This is a genomic window from Herbidospora sp. NBRC 101105 (assembly GCF_030269205.1).
GTDB classification, from domain to species: domain Bacteria; phylum Actinomycetota; class Actinomycetes; order Streptosporangiales; family Streptosporangiaceae; genus Herbidospora; species Herbidospora solisilvae.
In genome coordinates this window covers 68,199-81,857 of record NZ_BSSX01000002.1, presented here as the reverse complement: position 1 = coordinate 81,857, position 13,659 = coordinate 68,199, and the positions used below count along the sequence as shown (strand labels likewise).

The window sequence follows — 13,659 nt, the reverse complement described above, 5'->3', positions numbered from 1 at the left end:
CAGCGCCCCCAGGGAAAGCCAAGCTATTCCAGTTGCTTCCAGTAATTTCCAGCATTACATTTCCACAACTGAAGACACCCGCGAGAAGAGAGACGACCCATGAGCCGCTGCCGCCCCCCGTTATCCCGGGCCGAACTCGACGCCCGGCTCGACGCCCGCATCGACACCCGCCCCGACGGCGACGCCGTGAGGTGGTCGGTGGTCGTGCCGCCCGCCTGCCGCGCCGCCCACGCGCGGGCCGACCGCTTCCGCGTCAAGGTCGGCAGCGTCTCCGGCTACCGCCCGTCGGTCGACGCCGCCTACGTGCTGCAGCGTGCCCTCCTCCAGCCCGCCGGCCGGCGGGTGGCCGCGCTCCGGTCCGGGATCATCCGCATGTACGCCGGCCGGACGGACATCGGCGGAGCCCGCGTCCCGGCCTGGCTCCAGGCGGTGATGGACGACCGCTGGGCCCTGGTCGACGGCGAGTGGTCCGCGCTCGACCCCGCCCGGCTGGCCGACGCCCTCGACCGGATCCGCCCGCTCTTCACGGCCGACCCCGGCCTGCCCGCCTGGCACGCGGGGGAGTCGCCCCGCGTCTACGCGGCCAACGCCGGGAACCTGCGCCCCGACCTGCTCGCCCTGCCCGGCGGCGACCTCGGCGACCTGCTCACCGCACGCGGCGACCTCGTGTACGTGACCACGGCCGCCGGCCTCGGCCCGGTCGTGACCGCCGCGGTGTCCGCCGCCCGCGGCCGGTTCGCGGGCGGGGCCCGCCCCGACCGGGTGGTCTTCGTCGTGCTGTCGGTCACCCCGGTGCCGCCGGAGCGGCTGTTCCCGCTGGTCCGGCTGTCGCTCGCCGACGCCGCCCGCACGCTCGGCGACCTCGGGGTGGGCGTGGAGGTCGTGATCCACCGTCCGTAAGCAGCGGATATACGCCTCATATACGCGAACGTGCCACTCTGGCCTCTCACCTCTGACGGGGGACCAGATGAGAGAAAGAGCACAAGCGGCCCTGACCGCCGTCGCGCTGACGGTCGGGGCTCTGGGGGCACTCAGCGCGCCCGCCGCCGCGGCCGAGCCGGTCGGCGGGGTCGTCATCATCGGAATCAAGACCGACCCGACCAAGTACAACCACGACCCCATCGCATGCGGGGACAACATGCACTGGGGCAACCCGTACTGCGCCGACGACATCGACGAGACCTCTCATGGGGGCGCCGAGTGAAGCTGAAGACCAGTCAGAAGGCCGTGCTCGTCGCCGCGCTGGCCGTGGGCGCGCTCGGGGTGTTCGGGGCGCCGGCCCTCGCGGCGCCGGGGCCGCTGCCGCCTCCGCCGTGCGACTACGCTGTCGACTCCGACGACTGCGTCGTCCCGCCCGACCCGAACATGCACTGGGGCAACGAACGTCCCAGCGACTGACCCGGCCTGCGCGGGACGGTGTCCCATCCTGACGGGGGATCACCATGAAGAAGAGTGTGAAAGCCGGACTCATCGTCGTCGCGCTGGCCGTCGGCGCACTGGTCGGCCTCGCCGGGCCGGCCGCGGCGGTGCCGTGGAACGAGGTCATCGTCGACCTGTGCCCGGAGAACATGCACTGGGGCAACGGCGAATGCGTCTAGTGACCTCCGCCGGCCACCAGACGGTGGGTGGACGGCGGACGGGACCGGTCTACTCGGAGCGGGGCGCGAGCCTCGCCGCCAGCTTCGCGGCCTCGGGGGAGTCGAGGCCGAGCAGCAGGGAGTGAGCCGTCTCCCACAGGGCCCGCGCGGCCTCCTCGTCGCCCATCCTGCGGAGGGTGACGGCGAGGGCGTCCATTGCGCGGGCCCGCCAGGTCGTGTTGCCCATCTCGGCGAACAACGTCACCGCTCGCTCGAGATGGGGGACCGCCGCGCCGAGGTCATCGCCGGACTCGAAGAGGGAGCCGAGTCCGAGAGACGCGCTGGCCTCGGCGAACTGGTCGCCGACCCGTTGCGCGGCGGCGACGGCGGCCTTCATCGAGGTCTCGGCCGCCCCCCGTTCCCCGGAGGCGAGCTGCGCCTGGCCGAGGCCGCGCAGCAGGTAGGCCTCGCCGACGAGGTCGCCGATGGCGCGCACCAGCGGCAGCGCCTGCGCGAAGGCGTCGCGCGCCGGTTCGGGGCGTTCCCGGCGCAGGTAGGCGTCGCCGAGCCGGAACAGCGCCTGCGCCTGGCCGCGCCGGTTGCCGATGTCCTCGAAGGTGCGCAGCGCGTCGCGCAGCAGCGTCTCCGCCTCGGCGAACACGCCCTCCTCCAGCCGGATCTGGGCCATCCCGATGCCCGAGTGGGCCTGGGCCGCCCGGTCGCCGGCCTCGCTGAGCAGGTCGGCCGCCTCCTTGTAGCGGTGGTGGGCCCGTTCGGGGGTGCCGGTGATGCGGTCGAGCAGCGCCAGGTTGCGCAGCGCCAGCCCCACGCCGTGGTCGGCGCCGAGGGCCTCGAACCGGGCCGCGGAGTCCTCCAGCAGTTCGGCCGCCGTGGCGTACTCCTGCCGGAACAGGGCCAGGCTGCCCAGGCCGTACACCATCGCGGCCTCGCCGAGCGCGTCGCCCGCGGCGCGGGCGGCGGCGAGCGCGACCTCGTGGGTGGACCGCCAGTCGTCGAACAGGCTGCGCGCCTCGAAGAGCGTCACGCACGTCATCGCGAGCTCCCAGGCGAGCGAGGCCAGCCCCAGGTCGGCGGCCTGCGAGACGGCCGCCACCAGCCCGGCCCGCTCGGCGGCCAGCCACTCGATGGGCTCGCCCAGCAGCGCGTCGGCCAGCGCCGGATCGGGCGCCCGGCGCGGCGTGCTCCCGCGCAGCACGGCGAAGTCGCCGCCGTACTCGCGCCGGTGGGCCTCCTGCGCCAGCGACAACCAGAGGGCGAGCGAGCGGCCCATCGCCTCGGCGCGGGCGGCGGCGTCGTCCTCCTCCATGGCTCGTTCGCGGGCGAACAGGCGGACCAGGTCGTGGAAGCGGTAGCGCACCCCGCCCCCGCCCTCCTGCGCCACGACTTCGAGCAGCTGCGCCGCGACGAGCTGCTCGAACAGCTCCCCGAGCGGCTCGCGGCCGATGCCCAGCAGCGGCCCGCCGGCCCATTCGCCGAAGTCGGGCACCCCGAGCAGGCTCAGCCGCCGGAACAGCGTCGCCGCCGCCGGGTCGAGGTCGCGGTAGCTGAGCCCGAAGTTGGCCCGCACCCGCACCCCGCCGTGGCTGAGCTCGCTGAGCCGGTTGCGCTCGTCGGCCAGGTGACCGGCCAGCACACCCGCGGTGAGGCGGGTGCGCCCGGCCAGCCGGGCCCCGGCGATGCGCAGCGCCAGCGGCAACCCGCCGCACAACTCGCTCAGCCGGGCCAGTTCGGGGTCGGCCGGGTCGACCGCGCCCCCGGCCAGGCCCGCCAGCACGGCCACGCCCTCCAGGTCGCCGAGGGTGCCGACCTGGAGGATGTCGGCGCGTTCCTGCGCCACCAGCCCGTCGAGGCCGTCGCGGCTGGTCACCATGACCGCGCACCCGGGGGAGCCGGGCAGCAGCGGCCGGACCTGCCCGGCGTCGCGGGCGTTGTCGAGCACCAGCAGCACCCGCCGCCGCGACAACACGCTGCGCAGCAGCCCGGCCCGCTCGTCGACGTCGTCGGGGATGCGGCTGCCCGGCACGCCGAGCGCCCGCAGGAACCGGTCGACCACCTGCCGGGGCGCCAGCGGCTCGGCGTCCTCCGCGTAGCCGCGCAGGTCGACGTAGAGCTGTCCGTCGGCGAAGCGGCCGGAGACCCGGTGGGCCCAGTGGACGGCCAGGCCGGTCTTGCCGACGCCGCCCATGCCGGTGAGCCCGAGGAAGGCCGGCACGCCCTGGCTCTGCCGCAGGTCGAGCAGCCGGTCGAGCTCGGTGAGCTCCTCGGCCCGGCCGACGAAGTCGGCGACGTCGTGGGGGAGCTGCGCGGGGGTGGGGAACAGGGTCGGCCCGGCCTTGGGCTCGGCCGGGCGCGGCGCGGACGTGCCGGAGTCGCCGCGCAGGATCTCCTCGTGCAGCGCCCGCAGTTCGGCTCCGGGTTCGAGCCCGAGCTCGCCGATGAGGACGCGCCGCCCCTCGCGGAAGGTCTCCAGCGCCTCGGCCCGCCGCCCGGCCCGGTGGAGGGCCAGCATCAGATGGGCCCGCAGCCGCTCGCGGGTCGGGTGTTCGGCCACCAGGCCGGTCAGCTCGCCGATGAGGTCCTCGTGGCGGCCCAGCGCCAGGTCCGCGGTGATCCGCAATTCGGCCGCCCGTAACCGGGCCTCTTCCAGGCGGGTTGCGGCGGGCCAGATCGCGGGGTGGTCGGCGAGGTCGCCGTAGGCCGGGCCGCGCCACATCTCCAGGGCCCTGGCCAGCAGCCGCCGCCCGGTGGCGGGGTCGCCGCCGTTCATCGCCCGCGCGCCCTCGGCCGTGAGGGCCTCGAAGTCGGCCGCGTCGAGTTCGCCGGGGCCGACCGCCAGGGCGTAGCCGGACGGGTGGCGGACCATCCGGTCGCGGTCGCCCAGGGCTTTGCGCAGGTGGTAGACGTACAGGCGGAGATTCTCGTGGGCCGAGGCCGGCGGTTCCTCCCAGAGCGCCCCGATCAGGCGGGAACCCGCCGTGGGAGCGTTGGCGTTGCCGATCAGCACGGCCAGCAGCAGCCGTTGCTTCTCCGACCGCAGCGGCACCTGCGCGCCGTCGATCGTGATGTCGAGGGGACCGAGAACGCGAAGCCTCATCGCCACCTTCGGGGGTGATCTCCGGGAGTGAGATGCACCTTACCGGTCGATCGTTATATGTGCCTTATTCATTATCGGATCTGGTTCAAGAGCCATATATCCCACGAAACTCAACAGGGCTATATACGCCGCTCACATCGCCTATACGGCAAAAATACGCAGCTGCCTCATGGTGTGCCTCAGCCCCAGCCATACCTGAGGAGACATCGTGGTGTCCCGTTCCCGGGCGGCCTCCTTGGCCGTCCTTCTCTCCCTTTCCACGCTCGTGGCCCTCCCCGCTCCGGCGGCGGCCGTGCCCGTGCCGATCCCGACCGCCCCGACGTGCGTCCCGGCCGCCGACGACCCCGACGGCGCCGCCGGCATGGCCGCCCAGTGCGGCACCGAGGTCGAGGTGCTCTCGGAACGCACCGAGACCAGCCAGGTCTTCGCCCAGCCCGACGGCACGCTGGAGTCCGTCACCTCCCTCTTCCCGACCCAGGTCGTCAAGAACGGCGTCTGGACCGACGTGAACACCGACCTGCGTCTGTCGGGCGGCGTGACTCCGGTCGCGACCTCGGCAGACGTGCGCTTCTCCACCGGCGGCGCCGACCCCATGGTGACCCTCACCGAGGGCGCGGCCTCCGTCCGGATCAAGTCGCCGTGGAACCTTCCCACGCCCTCCCTGAACGGCGACACCGCGACCTACGCCGATGTGCTGCCCGGCGTCGACCTGCAGTTGCGGGCCGAACCCGACGGGTTCTCGCAGTACCTCGTGGTGAACACGCCGACGGCCGCCGCCAACTCCGAGCTCGCCCGCATCGCCTTCCCGATCGAGGCGTCCGGCGGGGCGTCGATCCGCGAGAACGAGTCGGCCCTGGAGGTCGTCGACGCCGCCGGGAACGTTCTGTTCGCGTCGGGCTCGGCGCTCATGTGGGACGCCGACGGCGCGGGTGACGAGGGCGCCGACACCGCGCCCGGCCGCACCGCCGAGATGGACGTCGAGGTGTCCGCGCACGAGCTCGTCGTCGTGCCCGACCAGGCCCTGCTGACCGCGCCCGACGCCACCTTCCCCATCTACATCGACCCGGCGTTCAGCAAGCCCAGCATGGGCGGCAACTGGACCCACACGAACAGCTGCTCGCCCGGCACCAGCTTCTACACCAGCTACCGCAGCGAGCTGCGTGTCGGCCGCCAGTGGAACACCTCGTGCAAGTGGCGGGCCTACATGCGGTTCGACACCGCCCAGCTCGCCGGCGCCACGATCCAGGCCGCCGAGTTCGCGGTGACCGCCGACCACGTCGCCGACTGCGCGGGCGCCAACACCAACCTGCTGTTCCGCAACAACATCTCCGCCATGAACACCGCGACCTGGAACAGCACCAGCAGCGGCAACGTGCAGACCATCGGCACCGAGAAGTTCGACGCCAACGAGTCGAGCTGCCCCTCGGGCGACCAGAGGAAGGTCTACGACGACGGCAGCGCCAAGGTGCTGGAAGGCCGGATGCAGAGCCAGGCCAACGCCCGCGCCTCGCAGACCACCTTCGCGCTCATCTCGTCGGACGAGGGCGACCACATGGGGTGGAGCAACTTCATCCCGGGCTCGGTGGCGCTGATCATCACCTACAACCACACCCCGTCGGTGCCGACCTCGCTGAAGATCACCACCGACTGCGGCATCTCCTGCGCCTGGGTGCGCTCGGGCACGCCCACGCTGTCGGCCGTCGCCGCCGACCCCAACGGCGGCACCCTCGCCCGGGTCGAGTTCGAGGTGTACGACCGCGCCCGCGCGAGCCGCAAGGCGGCGTCCGGCTCGGCGGTCTCCAACCGCGCCTCCGGCCAGGCCGCGGCGTGGAAGGTCACGCCGGCGCTGCCCGAAGGGGCCTACTCCTGGCGGGTCCGGGGTTGTGACGCCTATGTCTGCGGCGGCTGGGGCGGCTGGTTCGACTTCACCGTCGACACCACCGCGCCCGCGAACGTCAGCGTGACCTCGGCCGAGTATCCGCCCGCGAGCGCCGGCACCTGGAACGGCGCGGCCGGCCAGGCGGGCACGTTCGCGATCTCCGCGTCCGGCGCGAACCGCTTCGAGCTGACCCTCAACGGCGTGAACAAGGGCTGGGTGAACACCACCGGCGACGTGTGGACCGGCCCGCTCACCCCCGACCGCGACGGGGTCAACCTGCTCACCGCCCGCGCCGCCGACGCGGCCGGCAACGTCGCCGGCAGCCCGTTCACCTACGAGTTCCTGGTCCGCCCCGTCCCGGCCAAGGCGATCGGGTGGGGCTTCAACGAGGCGTCCGGCACCACCGCCGCCTCCGACCCGGCCGGGACCACGCTCGACAGCAAGGCCGGTCCGGCCGCCCGCACCGCCGGGAGGAGCGGCGGCTACGCGCTGGCCCTCGACGGCGCCTCGGCCTGGGCCACCACCCAGCCGGTCGTCGACACCAGGACACCCTTCACGGTGACCGCCCTGGTGAAGCTGAACTCCACCACCGTGAGCGGCCCGATGACCGCCGTCTCCTCCCACGGCGCGACCGGCTCGGGCTTCCGGCTCGGCTACCGCGCCGAGGGCTGGTGCTTCTCCATGTACGCCGCCGACGGCGGCGCCGAGACCAGGGCCTGCTCCACCGAGTCGGTCGGCACCGGCTGGACCCACCTGGCCGGCGTCTACGACGGCACCCGCCTGCGGATCTACGTCAACGGCCTGAACTGGGAGGAGGCCGACCAGGTGCCCTTCACCTCGACGTGGTCGGCGACCCAGGGCTGGTCGGTCGGCCGGGCCAAGGACGCCGGCGCCCTCACGCAGTACTGGACCGGCGCCGTCGACAGGGTCGGCGCCTTCCAGAAGGCACTGACCCAGAGTGAGATCGTCACGGACGGAGCCAAGGGATGAGGAAACCGGCCGCGTTACTGATCGCCCTCGTACTGTCGGGGGCCGGAATCGTCAGCGGGGGGACGGCCAACGCCCTCGCCGACTGGGAGCCCCCGGTCCCGGTCGACGTCACCCCCGTCCCCGTCGAGGACGAGACGCGGCGCACCGTCGTCGAGACGGCCCAGCCGCCCCGGGTCAAGGAACCCTTCACGATCACCTGGCCGGCCGACACCGCCGCGCAGATCACCCCCGGCGCGCGTGCCGTCGCCGGCCAGCCCGTCACGGTCGCCGCGGCGGCCTCGGTGGGCAGGGTCGGGGTCCGGGTGTACGGCCGGGCCGCCGCCGAGACCGCCGGGATCAGCGGCGTCATGATGTCGGTGGCGCGCAGCGACGGCCGGCGGTCGGCCGGCACGGTCGGCGTCAACCTCGACTACTCCAAGTTCGCGGGCGCCTTCGGCGGCGACTGGGCCAGCCGCCTGCGGCTCGTCCGGCTCCCGGCCTGCGCCCTGACCACCCCCGGCGCGAAGGGCTGCGGCCTGGACGCCGCCGTCCCCGTCGACGCGAAGAACGACGCCGCGACGCGGACCCTCACGGCCGACGTCGCCCTCCCGGCGGACGGCGCGCCCCAGTTGCTGGCCGCCGCGGCCGCCCCGGCGGGGCCGAACGGCGACTACAAGGCGACGTCGCTGACCCCGGCCTCGACGTGGCAGGTGTCGCAGCAGACGGGCGCGTTCTCCTGGAAGTACCCGATCAAGAGCCCGTCCGCGGTGGGCGGCCCGGCGCCCTCGCTGGCCTTCTCCTACTCGTCGCAGGCGGTCGACGGCAAGACCTCGGGCCAGAACGGGCAGGGGTCGTGGGTCGGCGACGGCTGGGACATGTGGACCGGGTTCATCGAGCGGACGTACAAGAGTTGTCTCGACGACACCAAGGCGGTCGGCGGGAAGGACCCCAACAACAAGGACAAGAAGACCGGCGACCAGTGCTGGTGGAAGCCCAACGCCACCATGAGCCTCAACGGCAGCTCGACCGAGCTGATCGACCTGGGCGGCGGCAAGTGGAAGGGCACCGGCGACGACGGCTCCCGCGTCGAACTGCTGCCGGACGCCTCCAACGGCGTCTACAACGGTGAGCACTGGAAGGTCACCACGATCGACGGCACCCAGTACTTCTTCGGGCGCCGCACCGACTCGGCCTGGACCACCCAGGTGTACGGCAACCACCCCGGCGACCCCGGCTACGAGTCCGGCGACTTCGCCGGCAGCCGCGAGACCCAGGCCTGGCGCTGGAACCTCGACCACGTCGTCGACTCGCACGGCAACACGATGACGCTGAACTACGGCAAGGAGACCGGCGCCTACGGCCGCGAGTTCGACGCCGACAAGCGCCAGACCTACGACCGCGGCGGCTACCTGACCACCATCGACTACGGCACCCGCACCGACCAGCCGACCGCCTCCGCGCGGATCGCGTTCGAGGTCGCCGACCGCTGCCTGCCCGGCGCGACCTGCTTCGACTCGGGCGGCAAGGCGGTCGCGGCGTCGTGGCCGGACGTGCCGTGGGACCAGTACTGCCGCGACAAGTGCACCGAGCAGATGTCGCCCACCTTCTGGACGCAGAAGCGGCTCGCGGCGGTGCGCGCCCAGGTGCGCGACGGCAGCGGCTTCCGCACCGTGGAGTCGTGGACGCTGAAGCACTCGTGGCTCAACGCCGGGGTGAGCCAGAACGAGGGCGTGCCCATGTGGCTCGACTCGATCACACACTCGGGTTCGGGCATCAAGGGCGGCACGACGGTCACCGACCCGCCGGTGACCTTCTCGCCCGGCGCCGACCCGTTCCCCAACCGGGTCGACGGCGCCGACGACGGCCGGACCGCCCTCAACCGCTTCCGCGTCGTGTCGATCACCACCGAGACCGGCGCCCAGATCGGCGTCACCTACCTGCCGGGCGACTGCACCCGCGCCTCCCTGCCGGCGGTCCACTCCAACGGCAAACGCTGCTTCCCGCAGTGGGCCACCCAGGACGGCACCGATCCGACGCTCGACTGGTTCAACAAGTACGTGGTCAAGCGCATCGACCTGTACGACAACGGCGGCGGCTTCACCCACGAGCAGACCAACTACGACTACCTCGACACCCCGATGTGGAAGTACGACGACAGCGAGCTCGTCGAGGAGAAGAAGCGCACCTGGGGCCAGTGGCGCGGCTACGGCCACGTCCGGGTCAGGGTCGGCCTGGAGACCGGGCCGCAGGCGGTCACCGAGTACCGCTACTTCCGCGGCATGGACGGCGACAGACAGCCCGACGACAAGACCCGTGACGTCTGGGTGAAGGACAGCCTCGACGGCACCGGCGACCCCCACTCCAAGCGCATCGAGGACCACGACGCCTACCAGGGCCAGCTGCGCGAGCAGACCACCTTCGACGGCGTCGGCGGCCAGTGGATCACCGGGAAGCTCACCGAGCCCGGCTTCACCCAGACCGGCGCGTCGGGGTCGCTCAAGGCGTACATGGTGCACACGCCGGTGCAGCTCACCCGCACCCGGCTCGCCGACGGCGGGACCCAGTGGTCGAAGGTGCTGACCAAGGTCAACGCCGAGAACCTGCCGACCGAGGTCAGCGACCTCGGCGACGAGTCCACCCCCGCGGACGACCAGTGCACCAGGACGTCCTACGTCCACAACGGCACCCTGTGGATCAAGGACAAGGTGCTGCAGACCGACCAGTACGGCGTCGCCTGCTCCGCCACCCCGGCGATCCCCGGCGACGTGATCATGCAGGAGCGCAACTACTACGACGACCCCGCCAAGCCGCTCGGCACCGCGCCGACCCGCGGCCTGGTCGTCAAGGAGGAGGAGCTCAAGGGCTGGAACGGCGCCACCCCGCAGTGGTTCGCCGTCACCACCACGACCTACGACGCCAACGGGCGCGCGACCTCGGCCACCGACTCCCTGAACCGGACGACCAAGACCCAGTACATCCCGGACAAGGCCGGCCCGGTCACCGAGCTGAAGACCACCAACGCGCTGAACCACACGGCCTCCTCGCTGATGGAGGCGGCCTGGCAGGTGCCGACGACCGTCACCGACGCGGGCGGGCGCAAGACCGAGCTCGAGTACGACGGCGCGGGCCGGCTGACCAAGGTCTGGCTGCCGGGCCGGGCCAGGAGCGAGGCCGCCAACATCCTGTACGCCTACAAGGTGCGCAACAACGCGCCGTCGGTCACCACCACGAAGAAGCTGCTCCCCGACGGCACCGGGCGCTACCAGACCTCGACCGTGCTGTTCGACGCGCTGCTGCGCCAGCGCCAGGCGCAGAGCCAGGCGGTCGGCGGCGGCCGGGTCATCGCCGACACCGTCTACGACTCGCGCGGCCTGGTCGAATGGACCTCCGAGCCCTACTACCACGACACCGCCGGGCCGGGTGAGGCCATCGCGGTGCCGACCAAGGCGATCCCGTCGGTCACCGCCAACACCTACGACGGCGCGGGCCGGGTCACCAAGGCCGAGTTCAAGGCCTACGGCGTGGCCAAGTGGGCGACCACGACGGCCTACACCGGGACCGGCACGATCGTCACGCCGCCGATCGGCGGGACCAAGACGGAGACCGTCCAGGACGCCCGGGGCCGGACCGTCGAACTGCGCCAGTTCCACTCGTTCACGGCCGCCACCTACGACCGGACGCTGTACACCTACACCGACAGGGGCGACCTGGCGACCATCGTCGACCAGGCCGGGAACGCCTGGCGCACCACCTACGACGTCCGCGGCAACAAGATCAAGATCGAGGACCCCGACAAGGGCGTCAGCGAGCAGACCTTCGACACGACCGGGCAGCTCACCAGCGTCAAGGACGCGCGGGGCGTCGTGCTCGTGTACACCTACGACCCGCTGGGCCGAAAGACCACGCTGCGCGAGGACTCGGCGACGGGCCCGCTGCGCTCGGAGTGGCTGTACGACACCGCCCCCGGCGGCCTCGGCAAGCCCGCCGGCTCGATCAGGTACAACGGGACCGCCAAGTACCCGACCCTGATCAGCGGCTACGACGCCGGCGGCTACGCGACCGGCATGACGGTCACCCTGCCCGCCGAGACGGGCGCGCTGGCGAAGACGTACGAGTACAAGACCACCTACAAGCAGGACGGCCAGCCCGCCACGCTGACCCTGCCGGCCGTCGGCAACCTGCCCGAGGAGAAGCTGGAGTACGGCTACAACGCGGTCGGCAAGCAGTCGTACATCAAGAGCGGCGTGCAGATCTACGTCAACGACACCGTCTACAACCAGATCGGCGGGCGCATCCAGCGCATCCTCGGTCAGGACGACAAGCGGGTCTGGCAGACCGACACCTACGACGAGCCCACCGGCCGCCTGGTGACCAGCTCGACCACGCCGGAGCTGAAGAACCAGACGGTCAACTTCAACTACGAGTACGACCAGATGGGCTCGGTCACCAAGGTCAGCGACCGGCCCAACGGCGGCCAGCAGGCCGACCACCAGTGCTTCACCACCGACCACCTGCGCCGCATGACCGAGGCCTGGACCCCGGCCAACGGCGACTGCAATCCGGCCGCCCGCTCGGCCGGCACGCTCGGCGGCCCGGCGCCCTACTGGCACAGCTACGCCTACACGACCACCGGCAGCCGGGACACCGAGACCTGGCGCACCGCCACCACCACGACGATCCGCGACTTCGTCCAGCCCGCCCAGGGCGGCGCCGCCGGCTCCAAGCCGCACGCCGTCACCCGGGTCGACAAGTCCACCGGCGGCTCCGACGCCTACGGCTACGACCAGGCCGGCAACATGAACAGCCGGACCGTCGACGGCGCCGCCACCACCCTCACCTGGGACGCCGAGGGCGACCTGGCCACCACCGTCCAGAACGGCCAGACCACCTCCTACCTGTACGACACCGAGGGCGCCCGCCTGATCCGCAAGGAGCCCGGCGCGATCACCGCCTACCTGCCCCACGGCCAGGAGGTGAAGGCGGTCGGCGCCACGGTGACCGGCACCCGCTACTACACGCAGGGCGACGACACCGTCGCGGTGCGGACCGGGACCGGGCTCACCGGCCTGGCCTGGCTGGCCCAGGACCACCACAACACGGCCGAGGCGATGATCAAGGCCGCGGACCTGTCGGCCACCCGCAAGCGCAGCCTCCCCTTCGGCGCCCAGCGCGGCGGCAATCCCGCCTTCTGGGCGGGGGAGAAGGGCTTCGTCGGCGGCACGAACGATCCCACGGGCCTGGTCAACATCGGGGCCCGTGACTACGACCCGCTGCTCGGCGCCTTCATCAGCGTCGACCCGGTGATCGACCCGCTCGACCCGCAGCAGATGCACGGCTACAGCTACTCCAACGGCAACCCGCTCACCTTCACCGACCCCGACGGCCTGCTGTTCGGGATCAAGAAGCCGGCCTGGATGGACAAGGTCACCAACGTCGCCAAGGCGGTCGCCGTCACGGCGATCAACCACCAGGTCAACGTGGTCAAGGGCGCCGGGAAGTTCCTCTGGGAGCACTCCGGCAAGATCTCCGCGGTCACCGGGTACGCGGCGATGGCCGCCGCGGTGATCCCCGGCGGCCAGCCGTTCGCGGCGGTGCTCGGCGCGGTCTCCACCGTGACCGGCGTCATCGACACGGTGAAGTCGTGCAAGGAGGGCAAGAAGGTCGACTGCGCCGTGGGCGCGGCCGGGCTCGTGCCCTTCGGCAAGGTGCTGGCCAACGGCCCGGCCAAGAACGCGGCGAAGAAGGCGATCAGAGAGGCGGACAACCGCATCCAGGCCAGGAGACAGGACATCACGATCGACGAGGCCGTCATGGGGCACGCCAAACCCGGCATGAAGGTCGACATCGAGGCCGAGCGGCTCTACCAGAACCGCCTCAAGATGATCCAGGCCCAGAAGGACCGGGAACGCGCGCTGGCCGCCCAGGCCCGGGCCCGCGCCCGCGACCGGGCCTGGGACAACTGGGGCACCGCGCTGAACGTCGAGAACGGCTACAACGAGGCCTGCAAGTACGCCCGCGGCTGCTACGAGCGGGAGGTGTACGTGCCGGTCGTGGTCCGGACGGTGACGGCCCCGGTCCGGCGGTTCCGCATCCCGCCGCAGTTCCTCTGGTAACCGGGA

Annotated in this window: 7 protein-coding genes; 6 read left to right on the top strand and 1 reads right to left on the bottom strand. The window is 72.2% G+C overall.

All coding sequences use genetic code 11. The features are described 5' to 3' along the window. Nucleotides 1-99: 99 nt before the first annotated feature. The 4 genes from QSK34_RS09465 (at nucleotide 100) to QSK34_RS09450 (ending at nucleotide 1,598) form a co-directional block, all read left to right on the top strand. On the top strand, nucleotides 100-900 hold the full coding sequence (locus tag QSK34_RS09465; protein WP_285582285.1) for a hypothetical protein: 801 nt from the start codon (nucleotides 100-102) through the stop codon (nucleotides 898-900). 67 nt (nucleotides 901-967) lie between these two features. Beyond that, entirely contained in the window at nucleotides 968-1,204 is a 237-nt protein-coding gene (locus QSK34_RS09460; protein WP_285582284.1) for a hypothetical protein, read from the top strand. Beyond that, nucleotides 1,201-1,398 (top strand): hypothetical protein, encoded by a 198-nt coding sequence (locus QSK34_RS09455; RefSeq protein WP_161484070.1) that lies wholly within the window; start codon nucleotides 1,201-1,203, stop codon nucleotides 1,396-1,398. Before QSK34_RS09460 ends, QSK34_RS09455 begins: the two co-directional genes overlap by 4 nt. 44 nt (nucleotides 1,399-1,442) lie before the next feature. Beyond that, complete coding sequence (locus QSK34_RS09450) at nucleotides 1,443-1,598, top strand: hypothetical protein (protein ID WP_285582283.1); 156 nt, start codon at nucleotides 1,443-1,445, stop codon at nucleotides 1,596-1,598. 49 nt (nucleotides 1,599-1,647) lie between these two features. On the opposite strand, the gene QSK34_RS09445 is transcribed toward QSK34_RS09450, so the two are convergent. Continuing rightward, the gene (locus QSK34_RS09445) at nucleotides 1,648-4,692 is read right to left on the bottom strand and encodes an AfsR/SARP family transcriptional regulator (protein ID WP_285582282.1); all 3,045 of its coding nucleotides are present in this window, start codon (nucleotides 4,690-4,692) and stop codon (nucleotides 1,648-1,650) included. A 208-nt stretch (nucleotides 4,693-4,900) separates the two neighbouring features. Here QSK34_RS09445 and QSK34_RS09440 point away from each other — a divergent pair, with 208 nt between their 5' ends. Further along, entirely contained in the window at nucleotides 4,901-7,561 is a 2,661-nt protein-coding gene (locus QSK34_RS09440) for a LamG domain-containing protein (protein WP_285582281.1), read from the top strand. Further along, complete coding sequence (locus QSK34_RS09435) at nucleotides 7,558-13,653, top strand: RHS repeat-associated core domain-containing protein (protein ID WP_285582280.1); 6,096 nt, start codon at nucleotides 7,558-7,560, stop codon at nucleotides 13,651-13,653. The genes QSK34_RS09440 and QSK34_RS09435 overlap by 4 nt, the downstream gene beginning before the upstream one ends. Nucleotides 13,654-13,659 lie beyond the last annotated feature (6 nt).

Coding starts and splice junctions, on each gene's coding strand:
- QSK34_RS09465 (WP_285582285.1), top strand. CDS start 100: ATGAGCCGCTGCCGCCCCCCGTTATCCCGGGCCGAACTCGACGCCCGG.
- QSK34_RS09445 (WP_285582282.1), bottom strand. CDS start 4,692: ATGAGGCTTCGCGTTCTCGGTCCCCTCGACATCACGATCGACGGCGCG.
- QSK34_RS09460 (WP_285582284.1), top strand. CDS start 968: ATGAGAGAAAGAGCACAAGCGGCCCTGACCGCCGTCGCGCTGACGGTC.
- QSK34_RS09450 (WP_285582283.1), top strand. CDS start 1,443: ATGAAGAAGAGTGTGAAAGCCGGACTCATCGTCGTCGCGCTGGCCGTC.
- QSK34_RS09435 (WP_285582280.1), top strand. CDS start 7,558: ATGAGGAAACCGGCCGCGTTACTGATCGCCCTCGTACTGTCGGGGGCC.